This window comes from Polaromonas naphthalenivorans CJ2 (assembly GCF_000015505.1).
GTDB classification, from domain to species: Bacteria; Pseudomonadota; Gammaproteobacteria; order Burkholderiales; family Burkholderiaceae_C; genus Polaromonas; species Polaromonas naphthalenivorans.
This window is the reverse complement of sequence record NC_008781.1, coordinates 2,459,271-2,485,430: the sequence shown is the minus strand read 5'-3', so window position 1 is coordinate 2,485,430 and position 26,160 is coordinate 2,459,271. Positions and strand designations below refer to the sequence as shown.

The 26,160-nt window shown below is 63.6% G+C and carries 34 protein-coding genes; 22 read left to right on the top strand and 12 right to left on the bottom strand.

Annotated features, from left to right (window positions below):
- Nucleotides 1–3 precede the first annotated feature (3 nt).
- Together PNAP_RS11795 and PNAP_RS11790 are read right to left on the bottom strand one after the other, a co-directional pair.
- Nucleotides 4–288, bottom strand: a complete 285-nt coding sequence (locus PNAP_RS11795) for a BufA1 family periplasmic bufferin-type metallophore (RefSeq protein WP_011801743.1) — start codon at nucleotides 286–288, stop codon at nucleotides 4–6.
- Between the two features lie 147 nt (nucleotides 289–435).
- Entirely contained in the window at nucleotides 436–954 is a 519-nt protein-coding gene (locus tag PNAP_RS11790; protein ID WP_011801742.1) for a TlpA disulfide reductase family protein, read from the bottom strand.
- A gap of 61 nt (nucleotides 955–1,015) precedes the next feature.
- On the opposite strand from PNAP_RS11790, the gene PNAP_RS11785 reads away from it, so the two are divergent.
- The gene (locus PNAP_RS11785; RefSeq protein ID WP_011801741.1) at nucleotides 1,016–1,603 is read left to right on the top strand and encodes a sigma-70 family RNA polymerase sigma factor; all 588 of its coding nucleotides are present in this window, start codon (nucleotides 1,016–1,018) and stop codon (nucleotides 1,601–1,603) included.
- Entirely contained in the window at nucleotides 1,600–1,815 is a 216-nt protein-coding gene (locus PNAP_RS11780) for a zf-HC2 domain-containing protein (protein WP_011801740.1), read from the top strand. The genes PNAP_RS11785 and PNAP_RS11780 overlap by 4 nt, the downstream gene beginning before the upstream one ends.
- Before the next feature lie 147 nt (nucleotides 1,816–1,962).
- Here the strand turns inward: PNAP_RS11780 and PNAP_RS11775 are convergent, their stop codons facing one another.
- Genes PNAP_RS11775 through PNAP_RS11735 form a run of 9 tightly spaced genes read right to left on the bottom strand, consistent with a single transcriptional unit; the run spans nucleotide 1,963 to nucleotide 7,360 of the window.
- Nucleotides 1,963–2,208, bottom strand: a complete 246-nt coding sequence (locus tag PNAP_RS11775; RefSeq protein ID WP_011801739.1) for a hypothetical protein — start codon at nucleotides 2,206–2,208, stop codon at nucleotides 1,963–1,965.
- Nucleotides 2,205–2,642, bottom strand: a complete 438-nt coding sequence (locus PNAP_RS11770; RefSeq protein ID WP_011801738.1) for an Ohr family peroxiredoxin — start codon at nucleotides 2,640–2,642, stop codon at nucleotides 2,205–2,207. Before PNAP_RS11770 ends, PNAP_RS11775 begins: the two co-directional genes overlap by 4 nt.
- Nucleotides 2,642–2,893: an FmdB family zinc ribbon protein gene (locus PNAP_RS11765; RefSeq protein ID WP_011801737.1), complete on the bottom strand. Its 252-nt coding sequence runs from the start codon at nucleotides 2,891–2,893 to the stop codon at nucleotides 2,642–2,644. The genes PNAP_RS11770 and PNAP_RS11765 overlap by 1 nt, the downstream gene beginning before the upstream one ends.
- Before the next feature lie 14 nt (nucleotides 2,894–2,907).
- Nucleotides 2,908–3,336, bottom strand: a complete 429-nt coding sequence (locus PNAP_RS11760; RefSeq protein WP_011801736.1) for an ArsC/Spx/MgsR family protein — start codon at nucleotides 3,334–3,336, stop codon at nucleotides 2,908–2,910.
- A 10-nt stretch (nucleotides 3,337–3,346) separates the two neighbouring features.
- Nucleotides 3,347–4,114 (bottom strand): ankyrin repeat domain-containing protein, encoded by a 768-nt coding sequence (locus PNAP_RS11755; protein WP_011801735.1) that lies wholly within the window; start codon nucleotides 4,112–4,114, stop codon nucleotides 3,347–3,349.
- Nucleotides 4,111–5,805, bottom strand: coding sequence for a SagB family peptide dehydrogenase (locus PNAP_RS11750; RefSeq protein ID WP_011801734.1), 1,695 nt, complete (start codon nucleotides 5,803–5,805; stop codon nucleotides 4,111–4,113). The genes PNAP_RS11755 and PNAP_RS11750 overlap by 4 nt, the downstream gene beginning before the upstream one ends.
- Nucleotides 5,799–6,248, bottom strand: a complete 450-nt coding sequence (locus tag PNAP_RS11745) for an ankyrin repeat domain-containing protein (protein WP_011801733.1) — start codon at nucleotides 6,246–6,248, stop codon at nucleotides 5,799–5,801. The genes PNAP_RS11750 and PNAP_RS11745 overlap by 7 nt, the downstream gene beginning before the upstream one ends.
- A gap of 20 nt (nucleotides 6,249–6,268) precedes the next feature.
- Complete coding sequence (locus tag PNAP_RS11740; RefSeq protein WP_011801732.1) at nucleotides 6,269–6,877, bottom strand: hypothetical protein; 609 nt, start codon at nucleotides 6,875–6,877, stop codon at nucleotides 6,269–6,271.
- A gap of 54 nt (nucleotides 6,878–6,931) precedes the next feature.
- Entirely contained in the window at nucleotides 6,932–7,360 is a 429-nt protein-coding gene (locus PNAP_RS11735; protein WP_011801731.1) for a group II truncated hemoglobin, read from the bottom strand.
- Between the two features lie 383 nt (nucleotides 7,361–7,743).
- Between PNAP_RS11735 and nifH the strand changes: the two genes are divergently transcribed.
- From nifH to PNAP_RS11640, 19 genes are all read left to right on the top strand, one after another.
- The gene (nifH, locus tag PNAP_RS11730; RefSeq protein ID WP_011801730.1) at nucleotides 7,744–8,634 is read left to right on the top strand and encodes a nitrogenase iron protein; all 891 of its coding nucleotides are present in this window, start codon (nucleotides 7,744–7,746) and stop codon (nucleotides 8,632–8,634) included.
- 88 nt (nucleotides 8,635–8,722) lie between these two features.
- Nucleotides 8,723–10,186, top strand: coding sequence for a nitrogenase molybdenum-iron protein alpha chain (gene nifD / locus PNAP_RS11725; RefSeq protein ID WP_011801729.1), 1,464 nt, complete (start codon nucleotides 8,723–8,725; stop codon nucleotides 10,184–10,186).
- Between the two features lie 96 nt (nucleotides 10,187–10,282).
- A complete protein-coding gene (gene nifK, locus PNAP_RS11720; protein WP_011801728.1) occupies nucleotides 10,283–11,842 on the top strand; it encodes a nitrogenase molybdenum-iron protein subunit beta in 1,560 nt (519 codons plus the stop codon).
- A gap of 85 nt (nucleotides 11,843–11,927) precedes the next feature.
- Nucleotides 11,928–12,275: a 2Fe-2S iron-sulfur cluster-binding protein gene (locus PNAP_RS11715; RefSeq protein ID WP_011801727.1), complete on the top strand. Its 348-nt coding sequence runs from the start codon at nucleotides 11,928–11,930 to the stop codon at nucleotides 12,273–12,275.
- 2 nt (nucleotides 12,276–12,277) lie between these two features.
- Nucleotides 12,278–12,595, top strand: coding sequence for a hypothetical protein (locus PNAP_RS27645; RefSeq protein WP_011801726.1), 318 nt, complete (start codon nucleotides 12,278–12,280; stop codon nucleotides 12,593–12,595).
- Between the two features lie 27 nt (nucleotides 12,596–12,622).
- Complete coding sequence (locus PNAP_RS11705) at nucleotides 12,623–12,862, top strand: hypothetical protein (RefSeq protein ID WP_011801725.1); 240 nt, start codon at nucleotides 12,623–12,625, stop codon at nucleotides 12,860–12,862.
- 48 nt (nucleotides 12,863–12,910) lie between these two features.
- The gene (locus PNAP_RS11700) at nucleotides 12,911–13,399 is read left to right on the top strand and encodes a hypothetical protein (RefSeq protein ID WP_011801724.1); all 489 of its coding nucleotides are present in this window, start codon (nucleotides 12,911–12,913) and stop codon (nucleotides 13,397–13,399) included.
- Nucleotides 13,400–13,421: 22 nt separating this feature from the next.
- Nucleotides 13,422–15,137 (top strand): AAA family ATPase, encoded by a 1,716-nt coding sequence (locus tag PNAP_RS11695; RefSeq protein ID WP_011801723.1) that lies wholly within the window; start codon nucleotides 13,422–13,424, stop codon nucleotides 15,135–15,137.
- Between the two features lie 34 nt (nucleotides 15,138–15,171).
- Nucleotides 15,172–15,651, top strand: a complete 480-nt coding sequence (locus PNAP_RS11690) for a ferritin-like domain-containing protein (protein WP_011801722.1) — start codon at nucleotides 15,172–15,174, stop codon at nucleotides 15,649–15,651.
- 270 nt (nucleotides 15,652–15,921) lie between these two features.
- The gene (gene atpD / locus PNAP_RS11685) at nucleotides 15,922–17,346 is read left to right on the top strand and encodes a F0F1 ATP synthase subunit beta (RefSeq protein ID WP_011801721.1); all 1,425 of its coding nucleotides are present in this window, start codon (nucleotides 15,922–15,924) and stop codon (nucleotides 17,344–17,346) included.
- A complete protein-coding gene (locus PNAP_RS11680) occupies nucleotides 17,336–17,725 on the top strand; it encodes a F0F1 ATP synthase subunit epsilon (protein WP_041376675.1) in 390 nt (129 codons plus the stop codon). The genes atpD and PNAP_RS11680 overlap by 11 nt, the downstream gene beginning before the upstream one ends.
- Nucleotides 17,718–18,053 carry an AtpZ/AtpI family protein gene (locus tag PNAP_RS11675; protein WP_011801719.1) on the top strand — a complete coding sequence of 112 codons (336 nt, stop codon included), beginning with the start codon at nucleotides 17,718–17,720 and terminating at the stop codon, nucleotides 18,051–18,053. The genes PNAP_RS11680 and PNAP_RS11675 overlap by 8 nt, the downstream gene beginning before the upstream one ends.
- Entirely contained in the window at nucleotides 18,040–18,360 is a 321-nt protein-coding gene (locus PNAP_RS11670) for an ATP synthase subunit I (protein ID WP_011801718.1), read from the top strand. The genes PNAP_RS11675 and PNAP_RS11670 overlap by 14 nt, the downstream gene beginning before the upstream one ends.
- Nucleotides 18,350–19,060, top strand: coding sequence for a F0F1 ATP synthase subunit A (locus PNAP_RS11665; protein ID WP_011801717.1), 711 nt, complete (start codon nucleotides 18,350–18,352; stop codon nucleotides 19,058–19,060). Before PNAP_RS11670 ends, PNAP_RS11665 begins: the two co-directional genes overlap by 11 nt.
- A 41-nt stretch (nucleotides 19,061–19,101) precedes the next feature.
- Nucleotides 19,102–19,383 carry a F0F1 ATP synthase subunit C gene (locus tag PNAP_RS11660; protein ID WP_011801716.1) on the top strand — a complete coding sequence of 94 codons (282 nt, stop codon included), beginning with the start codon at nucleotides 19,102–19,104 and terminating at the stop codon, nucleotides 19,381–19,383.
- A 3-nt stretch (nucleotides 19,384–19,386) separates the two neighbouring features.
- On the top strand, nucleotides 19,387–20,202 hold the full coding sequence (locus PNAP_RS11655; RefSeq protein WP_011801715.1) for a F0F1 ATP synthase subunit delta: 816 nt from the start codon (nucleotides 19,387–19,389) through the stop codon (nucleotides 20,200–20,202).
- The gene (locus PNAP_RS11650) at nucleotides 20,199–21,761 is read left to right on the top strand and encodes an alternate F1F0 ATPase, F1 subunit alpha (RefSeq protein ID WP_011801714.1); all 1,563 of its coding nucleotides are present in this window, start codon (nucleotides 20,199–20,201) and stop codon (nucleotides 21,759–21,761) included. The genes PNAP_RS11655 and PNAP_RS11650 overlap by 4 nt, the downstream gene beginning before the upstream one ends.
- Complete coding sequence (locus PNAP_RS11645; RefSeq protein WP_011801713.1) at nucleotides 21,758–22,660, top strand: F0F1 ATP synthase subunit gamma; 903 nt, start codon at nucleotides 21,758–21,760, stop codon at nucleotides 22,658–22,660. Before PNAP_RS11650 ends, PNAP_RS11645 begins: the two co-directional genes overlap by 4 nt.
- Nucleotides 22,661–22,909: 249 nt before the next feature.
- Nucleotides 22,910–23,539 carry a hypothetical protein gene (locus PNAP_RS11640; RefSeq protein ID WP_157040270.1) on the top strand — a complete coding sequence of 210 codons (630 nt, stop codon included), beginning with the start codon at nucleotides 22,910–22,912 and terminating at the stop codon, nucleotides 23,537–23,539.
- 142 nt (nucleotides 23,540–23,681) lie between these two features.
- Here the strand turns inward: PNAP_RS11640 and PNAP_RS11635 are convergent, their stop codons facing one another.
- The gene (locus tag PNAP_RS11635; RefSeq protein ID WP_011801712.1) at nucleotides 23,682–24,218 is read right to left on the bottom strand and encodes a molecular chaperone DnaJ; all 537 of its coding nucleotides are present in this window, start codon (nucleotides 24,216–24,218) and stop codon (nucleotides 23,682–23,684) included.
- A gap of 407 nt (nucleotides 24,219–24,625) precedes the next feature.
- Between PNAP_RS11635 and nifE the strand changes: the two genes are divergently transcribed.
- Entirely contained in the window at nucleotides 24,626–26,134 is a 1,509-nt protein-coding gene (nifE, locus tag PNAP_RS11630; RefSeq protein WP_011801711.1) for a nitrogenase iron-molybdenum cofactor biosynthesis protein NifE, read from the top strand.
- Nucleotides 26,135–26,160: the final 26 nt, after the last annotated feature.

The window sequence follows — 26,160 nt, the reverse complement described above, 5'->3', positions numbered from 1 at the left end:
TCTTCAGCCTTTCTTGGCGGCGGCCTTGACCTGGTCCAGGCTCAATCCGCCGACTTTCTCGCAGCTGCCCTTGGCGACGTATTTCCATTCGCCCTTGTCGCTGTCCACCTTGGACTGGCCGGCGCAGCTGTGCACGCCGGTGATGCTGGCGCAGTCGTTCTGGCCGGCCTTGGCAATGCCGAAGCATTTTTCCTTGGCCATGTTGTCCTGCGCCATCACGGGCGAGGAAAACATCGCCAGGGACATCAGCGAGGTGGCGGCGGCGGAAATCAGGGTGCGTTTGTTCATTTGAAAACTCCTTGAAGGAAAGGTTGAAGGCTGGAAGGGTAAAAAACACCAGTCTGGCCGGTGTTCCGCAAGCGGGACACTTTTCAGGCTGGTTACACGTTGGTCTGCCGGCGCGGGCCGTTCTTACAGCGGATTGAAAATTATTTTTTAAAGCAGATCGGCGATGCGGTCCCAGGCCTCGGGCGGGATGCGGCCGCTGTACTGCTCGACCACCCGGCCCGACTTGTCCAGCAGGTAGGCGGCGGGCAGGTGCGGCGGGCGGGCAATGCTGCTGCGGTAGGCCGAATCGCCGGCCCACATCGACAGCAGGTGTTCGTTCTTGTTGACTACCGTGAGCACCAGCTTTTCGTAATCGGCGGTGTCCTGCAGCTTGCGGTCCACGCTGACGGTGATCAGCTCGAAGGGTTTGCCGCGCCAGCCCTGCGCATTGGCGCGCAGTTCGGGCATCTTGTCGCGGCAGACCGGGCAATCGGTGGACCAGAACACCACCAGCGTCACCTTGCCGCGCAGGGCCGCTAGGCTGAAAGGCTGGTTCGCCAGCGTGCGGCCGGTCAGCACGGGGGTGTCGCCGGGCTTGACGGCCCAGGCGGGGGCGCAGGGCAATGCCAGTGCCAGGCCCAGGGCCAGCAGGTGCCGGGTGAAGAAGAAGGATGAGGATGGGCGCATGAGAAAACTCCTGTGTGTCGCGTTTGGTCGGACGGGCGCGGGTTTTCTTACACTAGCGGGCATGGATTTCACCAACCCCGGCGCTTTCGAGCAGCAAATTGCCTCGCACCGCGATTACCTGCTGCGCTTTGCGCGGCTGCAGTTGCGCAACGACACCTGGGCCGAGGACGCCGTGTCCGAAACCGTGCTGGCCGCGCTGGCCAGGCCGCAGGCCTTCGAGCGCCGCTCGCAGCTCAAGACCTGGCTGGTCGGCATCCTCAAGCACAAGGTGATCGACGCGCTGCGCCTGCAGGGCCGCGAGGTCAGCCTGAGTCCGCAGGGTGACGATGCCGGCGCCGACGACCTGCTGGACCAGGCGCTGTTTGCGCCCGACGGCCACTTTGCCGAGCTGCCCGCCGACTGGGGCAACCCCGAGCAGGAACTGGGCAGCCGCCAGTTTTTTGCCGTGCTTGAAGCCTGCGCCGGCAAGCTGCCCGCCGCGCAGGGGCGGCTGTTCCTGATGCGCGAGTGGTTAGAGCTCTCCAGCGAAGAGATTTGTAAGGAACTGGGCTTGACGCCGACCAATCTCTACGTGCAACTGCACCGCGCGCGCCAGCGGCTGCGCGAGTGCCTTGAATTGAACTGGTTTGCGAACCCCCAAGCCCTATGAAACCGACTTATCCCCTGAAGCTGACCTGCAAGGAAGCGGCCGCGCTGATGGTCGCCCGCGAGGATCGGGTGCTGCCCCTGGCAGGCCGCGCAGCCCTGCGCCTGCACCTGGCGATCTGCGCCGCCTGCCCGCGCTTTGAACGCCAGCTGCTGACGATGCGCAACGCCATGAAGCAGTGGCGCGGCTACGTGGACGGGGATGGCGAGCGCTGAAGGCGGCTTTCTGCGGCTCGCTTTCAGGCATTTATGGATAAAAAAGGCAGTTTGCGCATGCTGTATATGCGCAGACAGCTATTAAAAAAATAGCAAATTCAGTCCCGGCCGGCGAGCCGCCAGGAGGTTTTTCTGCCGGGCGATCTGTTACGCCGCGCCTTCCTTGCCCCACGGGTGGCTGCCCGGCACCACGGCGCCTTTCAGGCCCGCCTTTTCAATCGCCGCCAGGTCTTTGTAGAACGTGGCTTCATGCACCAGCGCGCCGCTTTGGGTGGTCACGCCGACATAGCGCGCGCCCCGGTCCACGTCGCACAGGTAGTTGCCGCCCGGATCATCGGTGCTGCGGATGTTGCCGTCCCAGTCCATGAAGTAGCCCGGTGCTGCGGCGCTCATGCGGCCTCCGGCGTGTCGAGCACGGCTTTGAGGTTCAGCGTCATGTTGGTCTTGGTCGCGTCGGCGTAGGGGCAGATGCCCTTGGCGCGCTCCATCAGGCTGTCGGCGGTGCTCTGGTCGAGCGGGCCGGCCATGAAGGCTGTCAGGGTGAGCGCCATGCGGTAGGCACCCTCGAAATTGACGTACATCGACAGCACCGCCTCGACATAGCAGCCGCGCAGCGGCAGCTTGTCGGTTTTGGCGATGTGGCGGATCGAGTGCTCGAAACACGCCGCAAAGGCGCCGGCGAACAGCTGCTCGGGGTTCGTGCCGTCACCGCTGCCTTTCATTTCCTTGGGCACGGCGAGCTTGAGCTTGAAGCTGCCGTCTTCGTTTTGAATCTGGCCGCTGCGCCCGCCCTGGGTCAGCATGGTGGTGGTGTAAACGAGGTCCATCAGATGTTCTTCTTTCCCTTGAGTAGTTTGGCTTTGTCGGAGGGGCTGTAGTGATCAAGGTGTCCCTGGGCGGCGGCGACGCGGCGGTGCGCCATGCGGATGGCTTCAATTTTTCCGGCTGGCGCCAGGCGCGAGACCTGCTTTTCGAGCGCCGTGCTGCCGCATTGCGGACAGGCCGGCGTGCTGCCGGCGCGCACCAGGACTTCAAACGGGTGGCCGCAGCCCTGGCAGTTGTAGTCGTAAATGGGCATGGGTTTTCTCCGGTTCAGGATGGGGTGGTGGCGCAGTGGCCGGCTGCGGCGGCGCAGCCTTCCAGTGGCGCTCGGGAGACGGGCGCGTTCGGGCCGAGCCCGACCCAGGCGTGGACGCGTTCGGCGTCAAAGCCGACCATGCGCTGCTCGCCCAGCGCCATCAGCGGGCGACGGATCAGCAGCGGCTCGGCCAGCAGCAGGGCCAGCGCCGCCTCGGCGTCCAGCGTTTCAGGAACGATTTCGCCAGACTTGATGCGCGGTGCGGCACGGTTGAACCAGTCGGCCACCGGCAGCGGCGCCAGGAAGGGCAGCAGCGACTCGGCCGTCCAGGGCCAGCTCAGCAGGTCGCGCGCATCCAGCGTGTGGCGCGCGGCGCGCAGCAGCGCTTTTTGCTTGGCATTGCCGCCGCAGCCGGGTTTCTCGAAAAAGGTGATGTGGGCCATGAGGGAACGCCTAGTGTTTGCGAAGCAGTTGCAGGCAGTCGAGGTTGGCGGCCATGTCCAGCGCGCTGAAGTCGTCCTGCGTGCGCAGGCTCATGTCGGCGTTGAGCAGCAGCAGCGTGCGCAGCACATCGGTCTTGCCCGAGGACGCGGCATACATCAGGCAGGTCGCGCCGGTGCTGTTGGCGTGGTTGATGGGAACGCCGGCTGCCACCAGGCGCTTCATGACGTCAGGGTTGCCGTTGACGCAGGCCAGCCACAGCGCGTTGTTGCCGTCGCCGTTGACGGCGTCGAGCACCACGCCGTGCGCCAACAAGGCCTCGACGATGGCGGCGGCACCGCGCCAGGCGGCCACCATCAGCGGCGTGTTGCCGTGCGCGCCGCGCCCGTCCGGGCCGACAAAGCCTTCACGCGCCAGCCAGGCGGCGAGTTCGGGCGTGGGCGGCTTGCCGGACGGGTTGGCGGTCGCCGTTCCGGTGACCCAGGCCGCATGGCCGCCGACCAGGTCGCAGACATCGGTAAAGCCGAAGTCGGCGAACATCTGCGCCCAGGTCTGGCTGGCGTTGCCGTGGTAGCAGTAAATCAGCACCGGCTGGCGGCGCTCCGTGCGCAGCAGCAGCTGGTCCTGGTTGTGGCGCCCCAGGAACACCGAGCCGGGCCAGCCGTCCCGGGCATGGCTGTCGGCGTCGCGGGCGTCAAGCAGCAGCGCGCCCGGGCGCTGGCCCTGCCAAGCGCCCAGCTCGGCGAGCGTGAGGCGGCGGAACATGCGTTGGCCTTTCATGGCGCGGCCCTCGGGGTGGGTGGACGAACGTGAGCAGATGAGTCCATGGTTTCCTGTCGGTCGTAAGGTGGAAAATGGGTGATGCGCTCGTCTGGCACGGGCAGCCCGACGCTGAAGTGGTAGAGCACCTGCCAGGTCTGCGGGGCGGGGCCGGACAAGCCCAGAAGTTCATGCACGGGGTCGTCAAAGTAGCAGCCGATGCCGGTGCCGCGCAGGCCGGCGGCTTCGGCTTCGAGGTAGAGCGCCTGGCCGATCAGCCCGGCTTCGCGCAGCAGTTCGCGGTATTGCCAGGGAGCGGATGCGATCCGGGGGGTGAATTCGGCCAGCAGCGCGACGACAAACAGCGCATCGGCGGCAATCGCCTGGTGGCAGCTCAGCGTGCGCAGGGTGCCGGCCAGCGCGGGGTTCTGGACCAGCTCGTGCAGCGGCACGCCGGGCGGGCTGTTCGGGACCGGCTGCCAGGCCAGGTGCGCCAGCGCCGCCTGGAGCGCGGGCAGGGCCGACGGGTGGCGCGCAAGCAGGTAGGCGCCGGGCGCCAGGCCGTCGATGCGGTGCGCGAACAGCACGGCATGCACGGCCGGCGGCTGGCTTCCGGTGTCCCAGGGAAGGGCCGCGTGGCCGCCCTCGGTCTGCGGCATCAGGGCTTCGAGCATCGGCCAGAGGCGCTCGGCCTCCAGCCGGGCGCGGCGGTCAAAGCGCTGGGCGCTGCGGCGTGAACGGATCAGGTCGGCGGCGCTGGCTTCGGTGGCGGGCAGCAGGCGGCGGGCCGCCATCGGCAGCGCAGGCGCGGCGGGCGTTGGCATGCTGCGGCGCGAGGCCTGAGCCGCCTGCTCGATGACTGGCCAGTGGTACATCGGCCGGGGGTCCAGCCGGTTGGCCTGGCCCTGCCACGCAGCGCCTGGCAGCCACGCCAGCGGGTCGCAGGCGTCAGGGTCAGGGCTGCCGGGCGTCAGCAGCAACTCGAACACGGCTTCGGGTTCTTCGCGCTCGGCGCGGGCAAAGTCGCTGGCGCGGTCCAGGCCCAGCAGCGCGGCGATGTCGTCATGCGCGAGGGCGACTTCCCGCAGGCGCCAGCCGAGCACGGCGGCGGCATAGCGCAGCGCGCCGATGGCGTGGCCCATGTCGAGCTGGCAGTAGCGAAAGGCGCGCTCGCCGTATTTCCAGGCCTCGCGCCAGTGAATCGAGCTGAAACCGACCAGCAGGCGGGGCGGGGCGCTGCTTTCCTGCTGTAAGGGCGGTATGGGCGGAGTGAGCGCGGCGCGCTGCTCCAGCGCATGTTCCCTGGGGGCGTAGTGGTAAAAGCCGTCATCCAGATAAGCCAGTCCGCTGGCCAGCAGATACACCTCGGTCGGGTGCAGGTTGCCGCTGGAGGGGTTGCAGCGCTGCGCCCAGCGGTCCGGCCCCAGCTGCTTCCAGGCCGACAGCGCAAACGAGAGTTCAAACAGCAGGCCAATGCTTCGCAGCGTGGCCGGGTGCGGCGCGATGGCGCCGGGGGTGAAGATTCGGCTCCAAGCCACCTTTTCGTCATTGGCGGGCAGCGGCAGCGGCGTCAGCGGCGCGCCGGCGAAGCGGCGAAACGGGTCGGGCTGCGCATCCCAGTCCAGGGTTTCCGGGCCGAAGGCGTAGCGCTCCAGCCGGTGCTTGGTGCGCTCGTGGTAGGCCAGCAGGGTGGCTGCGTGGGGGTTCAGCATGGGTGCGCCGGGTGGTTCAGCTTGAGCCGCAGACTCCGGGTGCCGCGCATCTGCCGGGCGCTGCGGCCATCGGGGGCGTACAGGTCCGCCGTCGCCCCGTGGTCCAGCAGCAGGCGCTGTGTTTCCCGCTGGCTGCGCCTGGCGGCCTGCATCAGGCAGGTCAGGCCATCGTCGTTGGCGTGGTCAATCGGGGTGCCGGCCTCGATCAGCCGCCGGATCACCGCCAGGTTGCCGTGCAGGCAGGCAAACCAGAGCGCGTTGTTGCCCTCGTCGTTGACGGCGTGGGGCGCGGCGCCGCAGGCCAGCAGGGCGAGGACGATGGCGTCCTCGCCCTGCCGGGCGGCCCGCATCAGCGGCGTGTCACCGTGGGAGTGGCGGGCGTGCAGGCCGGGAAAGCCCTGCTTTGCCAGCCAGGTGGTGAGGGCGCTCATGGAGCCAGTCATGGGACCAGTCTTCGGAAAGTTCAGACGGGCCGGTTTTCGTTCGGGTTGCGCACCGGTCCCATCAGCTCCAGGCCTTCGGCGTAGGTGATGGTGTCAAAGGTGATGTCGTACTTCAGCGCGGCGTTGGCCACGGCATCGAGCTTGCCGGCGGTGTCTTTTTTCTTCAGGTCGTTTTTCTCAAGGTAGAGCAGGTCCAGCATCTCGTTGTACACCGTCGATTCGAGGATCGGCAGCACATAGAACATCGCGCCCTTGTAAGGCACCTGGTATTTCTTGGACAGGTCGATGTTGTCGCAGAACAGGAAGTACTTGCCGCCGGCGCTGAGCGTCTCGCCCAGCACTTCGGCCACGTCTTTGAGGTATTCAAAGCTCAGCAGGTAGCCGGCAAAGAAAGGCAGTTGTGCTTCACCGACAGTGGCAACGGCCATGACCTGGGTGCAGAGCAACTCGGGCGGGCGGGCCTCGTCGGCCAGCTTGGGCGCAAAGCGCAGGGCCAGCTCGCCGCGAAAACCGATGCGGCCGGGCTTGGCTGTGGGGCCTTTGACCAGGGGATTGAGCATTCGGCCCTCTTGTTCGAGCCGCGCGAATGCGGTGTCGTCGATGGCTTTGCGTTCTAGGGTTGCAGTCATGAAGATTCCTTCAGGGGTGGTAGAAAGGGTTGAGGTCGAATGGGGCAGGGGTTTTCAGGGGCTGGTGTTGCGCATCCAGTCGGCGGTCTTGAAAAAAGCGGTCATCAATGCGCCGTGCAACTCCGGCGTGGCACCCGCGTCATCGAGCGCTGCGCGCATGCAGGCCAGCCAGGCGTCGCGCTCGGCCACGCCGATGGAAAAGCCGCCGTGGCGCATGCGCAGGCGCGGGTGGCCGCGCTGGGCCGAATAGTCCTTGGGGCCGCCCAGCCATTCGCACAGGTACAGCACCAGCACGGCCTTGGTCGAGGCCAGGTCGGGCTCGTGCATGGCGCGGATGCCGCTGGCGTCAGGCCGTGTATCCATATGACGGTAAAAGGCATTCACCAGCCGCACGACACCGGCCTGGCCGCCGAGCGCGTCGAAATGCGTTGCCGGCGGCTGGCTGGTAGTGGGAGTTGCAGCAGTGGAGGCGGTGGGGTTCATGCCGCTTCTATCAGCAATGACCGTACCAGGCATGAGCAGGCCATGCAGTCCTGCAAACCCGACACAAACCCGGCCTGCGGCAGGCCGGAGGCGGAATTTTTGCGACACGCCACGGGACTTTTGTCGGGAAATTGACAAAGCCCGAAAGCGCCTGCCCGCACCCCCGGAAAACAGCGTTTCCCCTCTGAAACGCCCCCGTTTCAGAGGGTTGAAAAGACACTTGGAATGGCTGGCACGGAAGGTGCAGTAAGGAGACTGCGCGGACATCGGTCCGGCCGAACGTGAAACCAAGAATAAGACCAACTGGCACGAAAGGCTGACACAAAGTCGCGGCTACGCAAATGTCAGGTTTTTTTTAACCCTTCCTTGAATGGAGTACTGCAATGGCCAAACTTCGGCAAATCGCCTTTTACGGCAAAGGTGGCATCGGTAAATCGACCACTTCCCAAAACACCCTGGCGGCCCTGTCCGACCTCGGTCAGAAAATCCTGATCGTCGGCTGCGACCCCAAGGCCGACTCGACCCGCCTGATCCTTCACGCAAAAGCCCAGGACACCATCCTGTCGCTGGCCGCTGAAGCCGGATCCGTGGAGGATCTGGAACTCGAAGACGTCATGAAAATCGGCTACAAGGACATCCGCTGCGTCGAGTCCGGCGGCCCAGAGCCAGGAGTTGGCTGCGCTGGCCGCGGTGTCATCACCTCGATCAACTTCCTTGAAGAAAACGGTGCCTACGACGGCGTTGACTATGTTTCCTACGACGTGCTGGGCGACGTGGTGTGCGGCGGTTTCGCCATGCCCATCCGCGAAAACAAGGCGCAGGAAATCTACATCGTCATGTCCGGCGAAATGATGGCCATGTACGCCGCCAACAACATCTCCAAGGGCATTTTGAAGTATGCCAATTCGGGTGGTGTGCGTCTGGGCGGCCTGGTCTGCAACGAGCGCCAGACCGACAAGGAATACGAACTGGCTGACGCCCTGTCCGGCATGCTGGGCACCAAGCTGATCCACTTCATCCCACGCGACAACGTCGTTCAGCACGCTGAACTGCGCCGCATGACGGTGATCGAGTACGCACCTGACTCCAAGCAGGCCGGCGAATACCGCACCCTGGCTTCGAAGATCCACAACAACGCTGGCAACGGCACGATCCCTACCCCGATCACGATGGATCAGCTCGAAGACATGCTGATGGAATTCGGCATCATGGAAGCGATTGACGAGTCGGAAGTCGGCAAGGCCGCCGCCGCAGCCGCAGCCTTGGCTGCCTAAGAGGCTTTAAGACCGGCCGGGTTCACCGCAGGATGAACCGGGCTGGTCTTGTGCCAGAGAAAAAAACTATTTACCACTGGAGTTCCCCATGACTGCCACCGTTGAAGAGCGCAAGGCCGCGAACAAGGCCCTGATTGATGAAGTGCTGAAGGCTTATCCTGAAAAGATGGCCAAGCGGCGCGCCAAACACCTGGGCACGTTTGAAGACGGCAAGCCCGATTGCGGCGTCAAGTCCAATATCAAGTCCTTACCCGGCGTCATGACCATTCGCGGTTGCGCCTACGCTGGCTCCAAAGGCGTGGTGTGGGGCCCGATCAAGGACATGATCCACATCAGCCACGGCCCGGTCGGCTGCGGTCAATACTCGTGGGCTGCCCGCCGCAACTACTACATCGGCATTACCGGCATCGACACCTTCGTGACGATGCAGTTCACCTCCGATTTCCAGGAAAAAGACATCGTCTTCGGCGGCGACAAAAAGCTCGACAAGATCATCGACGAGATCCAGGAACTGTTCCCGCTGAACAAGGGCATCTCGATCCAGTCGGAATGCCCGATTGGCCTGATCGGCGACGACATCGAAGCCGTGTCGAAAAAGAAGAGCAAGGAATACGTTGGCAAGACCATCGTTCCCGTGCGCTGCGAAGGTTTTCGTGGCGTGAGCCAGTCGCTCGGCCACCACCTGGCCAACGACGCGATCCGCGACTGGGTGTTCGACAAGACCGACCCCAACAAGCACCCCGAATTTGTCTCCACCCCTTACGACGTGGCCATCATCGGTGACTACAACATCGGTGGTGATGCCTGGTCCAGCCGCATTTTGCTCGAAGAAATGGGCCTGCGCGTGATTTCCCAGTGGTCCGGCGACGGCACCATCGCCGAGATCGAGAACACGCCAAAAGCCAAGCTCAACGTGCTGCATTGCTACCGCTCGATGAACTACATCAGCCGGCACATGGAAGAAAAATACGGTATTCCATGGGTCGAATACAACTTCTTCGGCCCCACGATGATCGAGAAAAGCCTGCGCGAAATCGCCAGCCACTTCGATGACACCATCAAGGCCAAGGCCGAAGAGGTGATCGCCAAGTACCGTCCCCTGATGGAGGCCGTGGTGGCCCGGTTCAAGCCGCGCCTGCAGGGCAAGAAGGTCATGCTGTTCGTCGGCGGCCTGCGTCCGCGCCACGTCATCGGCGCCTACGAAGACCTGGGCATGGATGTGGTCGGAACCGGCTATGAATTCGGCCACAACGACGACTACCAGCGCACCACGCACTACGTGAAAGACGGCACGCTGATCTATGACGACGTGACCGGCTACGAATTCGAAAAATTCGTCGAGCAGGTGCAGCCCGATCTCGTGGGCTCGGGCATCAAGGAAAAGTATGTGTTCCAGAAGATGGGCGTGCCTTTCCGCCAGATGCACAGCTGGGATTACTCCGGTCCTTACCACGGCTACGACGGCTTTGCCATCTTCGCCCGTGACATGGACATGGCGATTTCCAGCCCGATCTGGGCACTGACCAAAGCGCCCTGGAAGAAAGCCGCTTAAGACCCCGGACGGCCGGTGACCGCCGGCCGCCCTTTCCCACGATGACCGGCGCGATGGCCAGCCATCGCGCCTCTCGCTAACCTTTGGAGCCCCACCATGCCTCAATCAGCCGACAAGATTCTCGACCACGAACTGCTGTTCCGTGAGCCCGAGTACCAAGAGATTTTCCGCAGCAAGAAAGCGGACTTCGAGTTCAACCATTCCGACGAGACGGTCAAGCAGATCGTCGAATGGACCAAGACCGAAGACTACAAGCAAAAGAACTTCGCCCGCGATTCGCTGAGCGTGAATCCGGCCAAGGCCTGTCAGCCGCTGGGCGCTGTGTTTGTCGCCAACGGCTTTGCCAAGACGCTGAGCTTCGTTCACGGCAGCCAGGGCTGCGTGGCTTACTACCGCTCGCACTTCTCGCGTCACTTCAAGGAGCCAACGTCCTGCGTCAGCTCCTCGATGACCGAAGATGCAGCCGTGTTCGGCGGCCTGAACAACATGGTCGATGGCCTGTCCAACGCCTACAGCCTGTACAAGCCCGACATGATTGCTGTCTCGACCACCTGCATGGCCGAAGTGATTGGTGACGACGTTGACGCCTTCATCAAGACCAGCAAGCAAAAAGGCAGCGTGCCCGACGACTTCGACGTGCCGTTCGCCCACACGCCAGCGTTCGTCGGCAGCCACATCACCGGCTACGACAATGCGCTGCTGGGCATCCTGCGCCACTTCTGGGACGGCAAGGCCAAGACCACCGAACCGCTGGTACGCGTGGAAGATGAAAGCATCAACTTCATCGGCGGCTTTGACGGCTATGTCGTCGGCAACATGAAGGAAATCCGCCGGATTTTCAGCCTGTTCGGCGTCAAGGTCAACATCATCTGCGACCCGTCCGGCAACTGGAACACGCCCACCGACGGCGAGTTCCGCATGTACGCCGGCGGCACCACGAAGGAAGAAGTGCAGGCTGCATTGCATGCCAAGGCGACCATCGTGTTCCAGGAATACTGCTGCGAGAAAACCAGCAAGTTCATCCGTGAGCATGGCCAGGAAGTCGTCGCACTGAATGCGCCCGTGGGCGTGGCCGGCACCGACCAGTTCCTGATGGAAATCTCGCGCCTGACCGGCAAGCCGATTCCCGCCGAACTCGAAAAAGAGCGCGGCGAACTGGTGGACGCCATGGCCGACAGCCAAGCCCACCTGCACGGCAAGCGCTTCGCACTGTATGGTGATCCTGACCAGATGCTGGGCTACGCTGGATTCCTGCTGGAACTCGGCGCCGAACCCTCGCATGTGCTGGCCACCAACGGCACCGAACCCTGGGCCAAGAAGGTTCAGGCGCTGTTCGACTCGTCGCCTTACGGCGCGGGCTGCAAGGTGTATCCGAAACGCGATTTGTGGCACCTGCGTTCGCTGATGTTCACCGAGCCGGTGGACTTCCTGATCGGCAACACCTACGGCAAGTACCTGGAGCGCGACACCGCGACGCCGCTGATCCGCATGGTGTTCCCGATTTTTGATCGCCACCACTACCACCGTTTCCCCACCTGGGGCTACGAAGGCGGCATGCGCGTCCTGGTGACCTTGCTCGATGAGTTCTTCGAAGCGCTCGATGCCAACACCATCGTTCCGGGCAAGACCGACTACAGCTACGACATCATCCGTTGATGTGCCTGCAGGGCCGGGTTCGCCCCCGGCCCTGCATTTCGCCGCTTACCGCTTATCTCTCGTTCAACCTATTCCTGAGTACATCATGGCCAATGTAACTTTTAGCTCCCCCGAGATGAAGAAGGATGTGACGGTGTATGCCATCGCCGGCGACACCAGGACGCTGCTGTCCGTGGCCAAGGCCAACAAGATTCCTGTGGAATTCGAGTGCGAGAACGGCGAGTGCGGCTCCTGCCAGGTGCAGGTGTCCGTGCTGTCCGCCAAGACGCCCATCGGCATGGCGCTGACGCAAAAGGAAAAAACCGTCCTCAAGCTGGCCGGCAAGATCACCGCCCAGCAGATTGAAGAAGCCGAAACCAAGGACTTGCCGCCGCCCTGGCGCCTGGCCTGCCAGATGGTTTTGCGCGATGAAGACATTTTGGTGAAGTTCTGATCATGCAAGCCACCTACATCAGGTCCACACAGGACGGCCGCAAGGTTGAGGTGATTGATGGCTGGATCTGCCTGGCCGGAGCGCGCGAGGCCGACAGCCTGATTCCGCTGGAAGAGCACCCCAACCGGCAGGCCATCAGCAAGGCCGTTCCGGGTGCGACGCATGCGGCCGGGCGCTTGCCCTTTACCCATGTGGAAGCCGCCATCGCGCAAAGCGCCCTGTCGGCGGCAAAACGGATTTTTGACGCCAGCCCGAGCGGCATCACGCAACGCCTGCGCCATGCGGTGTGGGCCAAGGCGGCTGCCGAAGGCGTGGAATAAACGTGGAATAAACCTGGGAGAAATTAGATGCTCGTTCGATGTGATGGAACCCGCAGCGGCTACCGGCTGCTGTGCAATGGAAGTGTTTACCAATGCGTCTGCGGCCAGACCGGCTGCGTGCAAAGCAAGACGGCGACCTGCAGCAAGCAGGGCTTTTCAGTGCTGGGCAAATGCGTTGCCTGCGGCGCAGTCGGCCAGCATGTCCTGCTGGCCCCCGAGGCGGTCGGCTTTCGCCGCACGCTGATGCAGGACCCGCAGACTTCCTGAAACCCAACCCTCAACCTCAACCCCCTAAGCGATAGATGGGAGCTTGCCGTGATTTATGTGGTCGAACTTCCTGAGCAGGGCAAGCCGCGCGCCTGGTTTGCCTATGACGATGAAGACTTCTCGCGCAAGGTGGCGGCCTCCGACCCTCTCCAGCCGTGGGAAATCCACGATGAGGTGACGGCCCGAGAACTGCTGGAAGACCTCGGCCACCCGGTGCTCGACGCCGCAGCGCGCGAGCGTTTTCCCGCCATCTGCGCGCTGGGCGACGAACACGGCTGGGACACGCCGCTGTACCGGGCTGACCACTTGCTGGGCCGGGGCGTTTTTCGCACCGAACCCGTGGCCGAGCGCGATGCCTTGAGCGCGGCGCTGGCCGCGCGCGGCGGCGTCACCAGTTGTATTTACTGGAGCGACCGCGACGCGATTGGCGCCTTTGAAGGCGCTGACCCCCGCATTGCCGGCAAGGCCCTGTGGTGGGCGCGCCGCACGCTGTACGAGCAGCTGGTCGAGCTGGAAGTGCTGGCCGACGACAACTAAAGCCTGCACGGAGGATTCAGTGATGAAGCTGCGTATTGAACGCCCCCATGCCCATGCCCTGGCGGGCGAGTTTCCTGAACTGGCGGTGCTGCTCGACCAGCTCCGTTTCGGCGCGCATGCTGAAATCGGCCTGCAGCAGCTCTCGCCCGGCGTGCTCGACCGCCTGGGCCAGCTCTGGCAGGAAGGCGGCGCCAGCCAGCAGCGCCGGGCCGCGCAGCTCGGCTCGCTGCGCCAGGCGCTGCAGGGTGGCGCCAGCGAGCGCTTCACCGCCGAGACGCTGGAACAAGTGGTGCCCGCCTTTGTGCGCTACATTGCCGCCGATGCCCGCTACGGCTGGCTGTTCAGCGCCGACACCGACGGCCAGCCGCTGGCCTGGTGCCCGACGCGCATCGACTACATACCCGCTTCCAACGACGAAACCGGCAAGGTCTTGATTGAACTCAAGGCCAACGCCAAGGCCGGCGTGATTCAGCAAACCATTCGCCTGACGGGCGGCGATGTCAAGGGCCGCAGCGTGGCCGAGATGCTGCTGTCGCGCGGGCTGGTGCGCGAGTCGGCGGCCCTGCTGCAAGCCTACGAGGCTACCGTGGAGCGCTACTTTGACTGGCGCGCCCAGAACGGCGCGCAGTTCGAGGGGCGCGGCACCGCTTTCCATGCGCAAGACCCGAGCGCCACCCACCGCGACAGCGACTGGCTGCGCAAGGATGTGGTGATTTTGTCGGCGCAGGGCACGGCCGCCCGGCTGGTCAACGACGAAAGCGTGCTGCAGCAGCGCAACCCCAGCCTGGAGGCCACCGGCGAAGTGCTCTCGAACTACCTGAGCAAGGCCGCCAAGAGCAACCATTTTGACGCCGAGGACGAGGTGCTGGCGCTGCACGCCGAACTCAAGCACCAGCCCGCCTTGTTCAAGCGCCTGCCGGTGCATCCGCTGATTCTGATGTTCCACCTTGAGTTGCACCACCATGTCTGGGTGCATGTCAGCGACCTCGAACCCTATGCCTACCAGCCGCAGCTCAAGCACAAGCTGGTGCTGCCGCCCGAGCAGACCGACCTGATCGACATCCTGACCGCCGAGATGGACGTGCTGATGGACGACATCATCGCTGGCAAGTCCGGCGGCACCACCGTGCTGTGCGCCGGACCGCCCGGCGTGGGCAAGACGCTGACCGCCGAGGTCTATGCCGAGATCATCCGGCGTCCGCTGTACCGCGTGCATTCCGGCCAGCTGGGCCTGAACGTCACGACGATGGAAGCGTCGCTGAAGGAGATTTTGCTGCGCGCGCAGCGCTGGGGCGCCGTGCTGCTGATCGACGAGGCCGATGTCTATATCAAGCGGCGCGACGACAACCTGACGATGAATGCCGTGGTCGGCGTCTTTTTGCGCGTGCTGGAGTATTTCAACGGCCTGCTGTTTTTGACCACCAACCGCATCGACGACATCGACGAGGCCATCGTCTCGCGCTGCATTGCGCTGATCCGCTACCACGCGCCCGACGCGGCCGGCCGCCAGCGCATCTGGCAGGTGATGGGCGAGCAGTTCGGGCTCGGCCTGGAGGAGGGCATGCCGGGTACGCTGGCGGCGCTGTTTCCGGCCGCCACCGGGCGCGACATCAAGGGCCTGGCCAAGCTGGTCGCCAAGTACTGCCGCCACAAGCAGGAAAAGGCAACGCGCGAGGTGTTCCTGCGCTGCGCGATGTTTCGCGGCCTCGATCCCGCCCTGCCGGCGCTGGCCGTTTGAAGGCGCCCGCACAGGCTTTTGACAAAGGAAGAACATGAAAACCGTAGAAGAATTTCTGGCCCATACGATTCAACTGGAGAGCGAGGCAGCGCTGCGCTTCGGCCAGCTCGCCGATGCCATGACCACGGCCGGCAACAAGGAAGTAGGGCGGCTGTTTCGCCGGCTGGCCGACTATTCGCTGCTGCATCTGGGCGATGCCCGGGCGCGCGCGGGCTTTCGCACCTTGCCCGAGATGAAGGCCGGCGACTACCGCTGGCCCGACGTTGAAAGCCCCGAGGCCGCAGCGATCTGGGCCGCCGACCCGTTCATCGGCATCGAGCAGGCGCTGCAGGTGGCGCTGGATGCCGAGAGCGCGGGGCTGGATTTTTACGCCGAGGTGCTGGAGTCCACCACCGACCCTGAAATCCGCGTGCTGGCCAAGGAGTTCGTCGAGGAAGAATCCCAGCATGTCGCCGAGCTGCAGCGCTGGATGAAGCTGCACCTGAGCGGCCAGGCGCTGCCGACCGAGGGCTGAAGGTTGGAGGGGCAGGGCGAGGCAGCGCATTCGGCAAGCGATTTTTCGGCTGGAGGCATTTTTTCAGGCTTTTCAGGCCTTTTGCGCACGCTGGGTATGCGCAAGCAGCTATTTATTTAATAGCATTTAGTGTGTTGAGGCGGCTTGCCGGATCGCCTGTAAACAGGAAGGCAGCAGGCGCCGCTGGCTTGGTGGAGCGTACATTTTCATGCGTTACAGTGTGTCAAGGGCTGCCACGCAGTCCATTTCATGCTGGAAAAAAGGAATGCCATGACTGACGGCGGGCTCCAGGCCGATGCTCCCCATCTCGGCGTTGTTGTCTCGGTGCGCGGCAGCGTGGTCGATGTGCGGTTCGACACGCATTTGCCCCCGATTCACACCGTGCTGCACGCCGACGAAGGCCGCATCATCGTTGAAGTGCTGGCGCAGCGCGATGCGCACCATGTGCGCGCGATTGCGCTGACGCCCACACAGGGCCTGGCGCGCGGCATGCCCGTCGTGGACACCGGCGGACCCTTGAAAGCGCCGGTCGGCAAGGGCATTCTTTCCCGCATGTTCGACGTGTTTGGCAACACCATCGACCGCCTGCCGGCCCCGCCGGATATTCAATGGCGCTCGGTGCATCGCGCGCCGCCCGCGCTGGCCCGGCGCTCCACCCGGTCTGAGGTTTTCGTGACCGGCATCAAGGTCATTGACGTGCTGCTGCCGCTGGAGCGCGGCGGCAAGGCCGGGCTGTTCGGCGGCGCGGGCGTGGGCAAGACGGTGCTGCTCACCGAAATGATCCACAACATGGTCGGGCACCAGGAGGGCATCAGCATTTTTTGCGGCATTGGCGAGCGCTGCCGCGAAGGCGAAGAGCTGTACCGCGACATGAAGGACGCCGGCGTGCTGCCCAGCATGGTGATGGTCTTCGGCCAGATGAACGAGCCGCCGGGCAGCCGCTTTCGGGTCGGCCACGCGGCGCTGACGATGGCCGAGTATTTCCGCGACGACGAGCACCGCGATGTGCTGCTGCTGATTGACAATATTTTTCGCTTTATCCAGGCCGGCTCCGAAGTCTCCGGCCTGATGGGGCAGATGCCCTCGCGCCTGGGCTACCAGCCGACGATGGGCACCGAGCTGTCGGGGCTGGAGGAGCGCATTGCCAACACCGACAGCGGCGCCATCACCTCCATCCAGGCGGTGTATGTGCCGGCGGACGACTTCACCGACCCGGCCGCCGTGCATACGTTCTCGCACCTCTCGGCGTCCATCGTGCTGTCGCGCAAGCGGGCCAGCGAAGGGCTTTTTCCGGCGATTGACCCGCTGCAGTCGAGTTCCAAAATGGCCACGCCGGGCATCGTCGGCGAGCGGCATTACGCGCTGGCGCAGGAGATCCGGCGCACGCTGGCGCAATACGCCCAGCTCAAGGACATCATTGCCATGCTTGGGCTGGAGCAACTGTCGCCGCAGGATCGCAACGTGGTCGGCCGCGCGCGCCGGCTGGAGCGCTTCCTGACCCAGCCGTTTTTCACGACCGAGCAGTTCACCAACCTGCCAGGCAAGCTGGTCAGCCTCGAAGACGCGCTCGACGGCTGTGAACGAATCCTGCGCGATGAGTTCAAAGACTGTCCGGAGAGCGCGCTCTACATGATCGGGAAGATTGACGAAGCCCGGGCCAGGAAGACAGAGGCAATCGATGTCCATGAATCTTAAAATTCTGCTGCCGTTCAGGATTTTTGCTGAAAAAACAGCGGTCTCGCGCATCGTCGCCGAAACCCAGGCGGGCTCGTTTGGCTTGCTGCCGCAGCGGCTCGATTGCGTGGCGGCGCTGACGCCCGGCATCCTGATCTACGAGACCGCCTCTGACGGAGAGGTGTTTGTCGCCGTGGACAGCGGCGTGCTGGTCAAGAGCGGCGCGGAGGTGCTGGTTTCCGTGCGGCGGGCCATGGGCGGCGCAAACCTTGGCGAGTTGCGCCAGGCCGTCGAGCAGGAGTTCTTGACGCTGGACGAGCACGAGCAAAACGTGCGCGCGGTCATGGCCAAACTCGAAACCGGGTTTTTGCGTCGCTTCGCGACTTTTCAGCATGACTGATAAACCCCGGAAAACTTCAAAAACAGAACCCGGCCTGGCCGAACAGGTCGGCGTCAAGGCTGCGCGCAAGCTCAAGGCGCGGCGCAACCCCGCGCCCGGCGTGTGGTCGGGCCTGGGGCTGATGGGCATGATCGGCTGGTCCGTGGCCGTGCCGACCCTGCTGGGCGCGGCGCTCGGCATCTGGCTGGACCGGCGCTATCCGGGCGGGCGCTCCTGGACGCTGGCCCTGCTGATGGCCGGGCTGATGCTGGGCTGCCTGAATGCGTGGCATTGGGTCGCCCGCGAAGACGCAGCCATGCGGGAGAAACCTGAACATGACGATGAATGAAACGCCGGCCCTGGTGCTGGCCTGCATCGCGGGCGGCGCGCTCGGCGCCATTTTCTTTGGCGGCCTGTGGTGGACGGTTCGCAAGAGCCTGGTTTCCAGCCGGCCCGCGCTGTGGGTGTTTGCCAGCCTGCTGCTGCGCATGGGCTTGACGATGGCCGGGTTTTATGTGGTTTCAGGGGGCGACTGGCGGCGCTTGCTGGCCTGCCTGGCCGGTTTTGTCATGGCCCGGCAGGTGGTGACGCGGCTGACCCGGCCGCTTGATGCGCGCCAGGCCCTTTCAGACCAGGAGGCCCGCCGTGCGCCTTAGTCCCGATGAGATCATCTTCTGGCAGCAGGGGGTTTTCAAGCTCAACGCCACCATTGTGTTCACCTGGGGCCTGATGCTGGCGATGGCCGTCGGCTCAAAGCTCGTCACGCGCCGCCTTTCGACGGACCTCACGCGCTCGCGCTGGCAGAATTTTCTGGAAATCATCGTCACCGGCATCGAGGCGCAGATTAAAGATGTCGGCCTTCGCCATCCGAAGCAATACATCGGCTTTCTGGGCACGCTCTTTTTGTTTGTCGCCATGGCCAGCCTGTGCACCGTCATTCCGGGCTACGAGCCGCCGACCGGCTCGCTGTCCACCACGGCGGCGCTGGCCCTGTGCGTGATGGTGTCCGTGCCGCTGTTCGGCATCCAGGACCAGGGCCTGGCGGGCTACCTCAAGACTTACCTGGAGCCGACCGTCATCATGCTGCCGTTCAACCTCATCAGCGAAGCCTCCCGCACGCTGGCCCTGGCGGTGCGCCTGTTTGGCAACATGATGAGCGGGGCGATGATCATCGGCATTTTGCTGAGCATCACGCCCTTCATTTTTCCGGTCGTCATGACGGTGCTGGGCCTGCTGACGGGCATGGTGCAGGCTTACATTTTCAGCATCCTGGCGGCGGTTTACATCGCGGCGGCCACGCATGAGAGCCGGCCCACTCTCCCGCCCACGGCGCCGGCGTCCGGCGCCGGCCATTGAATCAACAACCTCAAACAACCCCAACCACTCAAGGAAATCGCATGGACAGCATGACAATCATCGCGGTGGCATCCATTGTCATCGCCGGCCTGACCACGGGTTTTGGCTGCATGGGGCCGGCATTCGCCGAAGGACGGGCGGTGGCGACGGCGCTCACCGCGCTGGCCCAGCAGCCCGACGCCTCGGCCACCATCACCCGCACCCTGTTTGTTGGCCTGGCGATGATCGAGTCCACCGCCATTTACTGCTTCGTGGTCTCGATGATCCTGATTTTCGCCAACCCGTTCTGGAATTTCGCCATCGCCCAGGCCGCCGGGAAGTAAGCCATGCTCTTTGACTGGTTCACCGTCGGCGCGCAAGCGCTCAACTTTCTCATCCTGGTGTGGCTGATGAAGCGCTTTCTCTACAAGCCCATCCTCGACGCCATCGACGCGCGCGAGAAGCGGATTGCTTCGGCGCTGGCGGACGCTGCCTTGAAGCAGGCCACTGCCCAGAAGGAGCAGGGCGAGTTCCAGGCAAAAAACGCGGCGTTTGATCGCCAGCACAGCGAGATGCTGGCCAAGGTCAAGGACGAGATCGCCACCGAACGCCAGCGCCTGCTCGAAGACGCCCGGCAGGCGGCGGACGCCTTGAGCGTCAAGCGGCAGGACGCGCTGGCCAGCGAGCTGCAGAGCCTGCACCAGGACATCGCCCGCCGAAGCCGCGATGAAGTGTTTGCCGTGGCGCACAAGGTGCTGGCCGATCTGGCCGGGACCACGCTGGAGGCACGCATGGCCGAGGTGTTCGTGCGCCGCCTGCGAACGCTTGACGAGGAGGCCAGGGCGCGGCTGGCCCGGGCCTTGCAAGCTTCACCCAGTCCTGTGCGGGTGCGCAGCGTTTTCGAGCTGCCGCCGGCGCAGCGGGCGGCCCTGCAGCAGGCGCTCAATGAAACCCTCGCGGCGGATACCCAGGTCTGCTTCGAGACCACGCCAGCGCTGATCAGCGGCATCGAACTGACCGCCAACGGGTGGAAGCTTGACTGGAACATCGCGGAGGTTCTTGCGTCGCTCGAACAGCATGTTGACGGCCTGCTTGAAAAGCCGTCCGAACCTCAACGCCAGCCCGAGCCCGCCGCCGCAACAGCAGCAGAGACAACCGCATGAGCGCGCCGGCCGATACCTTGAAAAGTGCCCTGGACCGCACCTTTGCCAGCCTTCGCCATGGGCTTGAAACCTACACGGCGCAACTGACGCCGCACGAGGTCGGCACCATCACCCGCGTTTCCACCGGCATCGCCATGGTTTCCGGCCTGCCGGGCGTGGGCTTTGAGGAGCTGGTGAGCTTTTCCGGCAATGTCTTTGGCATCGCCTTCAATGTGGACGAGACCGAAATCGGCGTCGTGCTGCTGGGCGACTACGGGCATCTGCATGCGGGCGATCCGGTCCGGCGCACCGGCCGCGTGATGGACGTGGCCGTGGGGGAGGGCTTGCTGGGCCGGGTGATTGACCCGCTGGGCCGCCCGCTCGACAGCCTGGGGCCGGTGGTTTCCAGCGCGCGCTTGGCCCTTGAAAGGCCCGCAGCACCGATCATGGACCGCGCGCCCGTCACCGTACCGCTGCAGACCGGCCTGAAGGTCGTCGATGCCTTGATTCCGATTGGGCGCGGCCAGCGTGAACTGATCCTGGGCGACCGGCAGACCGGCAAGACCGCGATTGCGGTGGACACCATCCTCAACCAGCGCGGGCAGGATGTGCTGTGCGTGTACTGCGCGATTGGCCAGCGCGCCGCCGCCGTGGCCAGGACGATTGCCGTTTTGCGCGAGAAGGGCGCCATGGAATACACCGTCGTCGTCGTCACCGAGGGCAACGACCCGCCCGGACTGGCCTACATCGCGCCTTACGCGGCGACCAGCATTGCCGAGCATTTCATGGAGATGGGCCGCGACGTGCTGGTGGTCTATGACGACCTGACGCAGCACGCCCGCGCCTACCGCGAGTTGTCCCTGCTGCTGCGCCGCCCGCCCGGACGCGAGGCCTTTCCCGGCGACATTTTCTACATCCACTCGCGCCTGCTGGAGCGCGCCACCCATCTGCGCCCGGAGCGCGGCGGCGGCTCGCTCACCGCCCTGCCCATCATCGAGACGGAAGCGCAGAACATGTCGGCCTATATCCCGACCAACCTGATCTCCATCACCGATGGGCAGATTTACCTGTCGCCATCGCTGTTTGAGCTGGGCGTGCTGCCCGCCGTCGATGTCAGCAAATCCGTCTCGCGCGTGGGCGGCAAGGCGCAGCGCGCCGCCTACCGGGCGGTGACTGGCGACCTCAAGCTGGCTTACGCGCAGTTCGAGGAGCTGGAAACCTTTGCCCGGTTTGGTGCCCGGCTGGATGAAAACACCCAAAAAATCATCGAGCATGGACGGCGCATCCGGGCGTGCCTGCAGCAGCCGGAATCGGCCCCGGTGTCGATGGCCGGGCAAATCACCGTGCTGCTGGCGCTGACCGCCGCATTTTTTGACGGCGTGCCGCTTGCGCGGATGACGGCGGCCGAGCAAGCCGTGCTTCAGGCGGCGGCCACCCTGCCGGCCGAGCTTCAGACCCGCTTTGACACGGCCATGAAACTGAGCGAAGCAGACCGGGCCACGCTGATTCAGCTGGCCCGCGATGCGCTCAAACCCTTTGTGCCGCCACCCGCCGAGAGCCGGCGCACGAGCGCCCCATGAGCGACACCACCGCCAGCCTGGGACGCAAGATTGGCACGGCCGGCGACCTTCAGTCCGTCGTGCGCACGATGAAGGCGGTGGCCGCCTCAAGCATCACCCAGTACGAAAATGCGGTGCGCGCGCTGGATGATTACTACCGCACGGTGCAACTGGGGCTGGTGGCCTGCCTGCGCCACGGTCAGCAGCCTCTTGCCCAGGCCCACACGCCGCGCCCGGGCGCCGGGGCCATCGCCGCCGTGGTCTTTGGCTCCGACCAGGGGCTGGTGGGCCAGTTCAACGATGTGATGGCCGATTTCGTGCTCAGGACGCTGGAGGATTTGCCGGGTGCCAAGACGGTCTGCGCCGTCGGCGAGCGCATCGGGTCGCGGCTCGCGGAAACCCGCCTGATGCTGGGCAAAAGCTTCATGTTGCCGGGCTCGATTGGCGCGATTACATCGCTGGTCGGGCAGGTGCTGGTCGAGGTGGATGCGCTGCTGGCAAAAGGCGAGATCACGCAGGTGTATGTTTTTCACAGCCGCCCGCATGCCGGGGCGATTTACACCCCCGTCTGCCAGCGGCTGCTGCCGCTGGACGAGACCTGGCGGCGGGAGTTGACGGCGCTGGCCTGGCCGACCCGGAATTTGCCGGAGGCCATCAATGGCGCACAAGCCGCATTGCCGGCCTTTGTCCGCGAATACCTGTTCGTCTCGCTGTTCAGGGCCTGCGCCGAATCACTGGCCAGCGAAAACGCCAGCCGCCTGGCGGCGATGCAGCGTGCCGAGAAAAACATTGAAGAATTGCTGGACGACCTGAACCGCTCATTTCACCGTCTGCGCCAGAGCGGCATCGACGAGGAACTGTTTGATCTCGTGGCCGGCTTCGAGGCGCTGGCAGGGGCGGATTCCCCAGCGAACTTGTAGTCGGGGCTATTTTGCAAGCTTTTTAGGGCTTTTGCGCACGCTGGGTATGCGCAGGTAGCTATGTATTTTGTAGCAATTCAAGCCTCGCTCATGTCGCTTGCTGGAGGCGTCGAGCAGTGAGTGCGACCGCGCGCCTTACTCGCTCGCTTCGTGTGCGCCTGTCATCTTCAACCTTATATGTCGCCAATGCTCCCCCTGCGTCTGTATCAATGTGAGTGATGTGTTGAGCAGTTTTAAGAAGGATAAAAAATGAGAATACTTACAGTTCTGGGTTGTGTCTGGGTTCTTGTAGGTTGCAGCGCAATGCCAGCTGCGCAGCAAGAGACTACCCTTGAAACAAAGGTCGTTTGTTGCAAGGACGTGACTGTCTTTCAATATGTGCCTTTGCGGCCTGGCACTGATGCACGATTTGTTCTAGACGAAAAATCGCCCGTCTACCAATTCGGCAGGGGTAAGAGCTACTTTAAGGCTTTCGAAATTGAAACAGCACCGAACCGGCTGCTTTTCGTTAAGAGCTACTTCAACGGAATGCTGATTGGCCAGTACCTGCAGCCTATTTTTCTGTTTATGGATACGAGATACGAGCCTTTGGTCGCGCTTACACCACGCCAAGAGTTTGAAGATGGAAATATGTTCCGAGATAACAACGCACACATGGTGGGGGGCGTAAGAATACCGGAGAGCGCCAAATACGTCGTCGTTTACACGGGGAAATTCGCTGCTCCACCGGATACGGCAACCACTCGTCCTTCTGTGGGCGTTTTTATGGCCGGAAACACTCCGATAGTCACGCAGAACTCTGGAAAATCAATCAAGCTTGAGCGCGCGCCGACAGGTGAATTGCTGCTTGAGACATTTGATATTCCAGCCGGCAAATAATGTCCATCATCCTCCGATGAGTACACATAACTCTGGGTGCTCGGCGTGGACACGCAACGGCAGAAGGCCGTTTCGCGGCGTGTGCTGCCCGCCGAACAACGCCGACGTTAGGCTGTTCGTATCCAGCCCATGGCAACGTCGATTACGAAATGCAATCGAGCAGCGCGTTTCGCGCTTGCGTAATGCGCAGAAACTGCTCGTGGCTACCACCGACGTCGGGATGCGCCTTCTGGGCGAGCCGCCGATAAGCCGTTTTGACCTGGGATAGCTCAAGCTTCCCATCGACCGGAAGGTTCAATGTCTCTCGGTGTTGCCTCTCATCGAATGGCTTGTCGTCGCTTCGGCGTCCTCTCCTGCCTTTGTTGAATCGCGCTTGTTCCTCGTGCAGTCGCTCCTTCGCTGCACGGCGTTTTTCATAGGCATCCCGACGCAACGCGCCCTGATCGTCTTGCCATCTCTGCCGCGACATCACAATGCAGGCGGCGAAGGCCACCCGACCGTCTGTCTCGAGCGCATCAAGGCTAAACGGACCCGCCATCTCGAACGGCTTGTCCAGCCAGGCACGCCTGCCGTCCGGGGCGACTTCGACACGGCCAATCGCCGCCATGGCGATCATTCCGGACAAACCGTTCCAAATGACCCATTGCTCTTTATCGTCAGGCCACGGGCTGTCATGCATGGGCCACCTCCGGGCTCTTCACAGTCACGCAGCTGCAAGCTGACACACGGGATTCACACACCCAAAACCGACTTGAGTTCGCTGCACTCGTGAGATGGATTGAAGTGAACACGATAGAAATCGCCAATCTGGAGCGGGTTTTGAAAGCAGGCTTCGATCGTCAAGCAAATTGCGCACCAGTCAACACCGCCACATCGGGAGCCGTTGCCAGCGCGCCCGCCAGCCCCCAGCCTTCAACAGTCGTTGACGCTGCCCCCTGTCGCAAACCCTCTGTCGCAATTCCGCCAAACCCGCCAAAGCGCAGCGCTGGCAGCGCCTAGACACCGCCAAAACAGCTCCTGAACACGGTTTTTACCCTGGCACCAAAAATGCAAAGAAGGGTACATCCACCCTATCAGGAGTCTTTCATGTCAGTCTCGCTCAAGGCCAAGATCGCTGAAGTGTTCGAAGAACCGGGCTGTGACAAGAACCAGGGCAAGACCGAGAAAGAACGCAAGAAGGGTTGCACCAAGCAGCTCAACCCCGGCGCCGCAGCCGGTGGTTGCGCCTTTGATGGCGCCAAGATCGCGCTGCAGCCGGTGGTCGATGTCGCCCATCTGGTCCACGGGCCGATTGCCTGCGAGGGCAATTCCTGGGACAACCGGCACAGCGCTTCGTCCGGCTCGCAGCTTTACCGCACCGGCTTCACCACCGACATCAACGAGCTGGACGTGATCTACGGCGGCGAAAAGCGCCTGTTCAAGTCCATCCGCGAGATCATCGACAAATACGACCCGCCGGCAGTCTTTGTGTACCAGACCTGCGTGACCGCGCTGGTCGGCGACGACATTGAAGCGGTGTGCCAGCGCGCCACCGAAAAATTCGGCAAGCCCATCATTCCGGTCAACGCCCCCGGTTTTGCCGGCCCCAAGAACCTGGGCAACAAGCTCGGCGCAGAAGCCCTGCTGGACTACGTGATCGGCACCGTCGAGCCCGAGTTCACCACGCCTTACGACATCAACATCATCGGCGAATACAACCTGGTCGGCGAGCTGTGGCAGGTCAAGCCGCTGCTCGACGCGCTGGGCATCCGCATCCTGTCGTGCATCTCGGGCGACGGCCGCTACAACGAGGTTGCCAGCGCGCACCGGGCCAAGGTGAACATGATGGTCTGCTCCAAGTCGATGATCAACATCGCCACCAAGATGGAGCAGCGCTGGGGCATTCCCTACTTTGAAGGCTCGTTCTACGGCATTGGCGACATGAGCGACACGCTGCGCCAGATCGCCACGCTGCTGGTCAAGCAGGGCGCACCGGCTGATTTGCTGGAGCGCACCGAACGCCTGATTGCCGTCGAAGAGGCCAGGGCCTGGGAGCGCATCGCGCATTACAAGACGCGCCTGACGGGCAAGCGGGCGCTGCTGATCACCGGCGGCGTCAAGTCCTGGTCGGTCGTTGCCGCGCTGCAGGAAGCGGGCATCGAGATTGCCGGCACCAGCGTCAAGAAGAGCACCAAGGAAGACAAGGAAAAAATCAAGGAAATCATGGGCGACGACGCCCACATGATCGACGACATGACGCCGCGCGAGATGTACAACATGCTGCGCGACGCAAGGGCCGACATCATGCTGTCGGGTGGGCGCTCGCAGTTCGTCGCGCTCAAGGCGCGCATGCCCTGGCTGGACATCAACCAGGAGCGCCATCACCCCTACGGCGGCTACGAAGGCATGGTCGAGCTGGTGCGCGAAATCGACCGGGCGATCTACAACCCGGTATGGCAGCAGGTGCGCATTCCCGCACCCTGGGGCGACGACGGCGAAACCCTGGGCGCCGTGCCGACGGCGGCCATCCCCGAAGTTCCGGCTCAAGGCATGGGTTTTCTGGCCGACATCGCTGCCAAGGCGATGGGCCTGGAGCCCGAAGAAATTCCGGTCTGACGCAACCTTTAGAAAAGAGCACATCC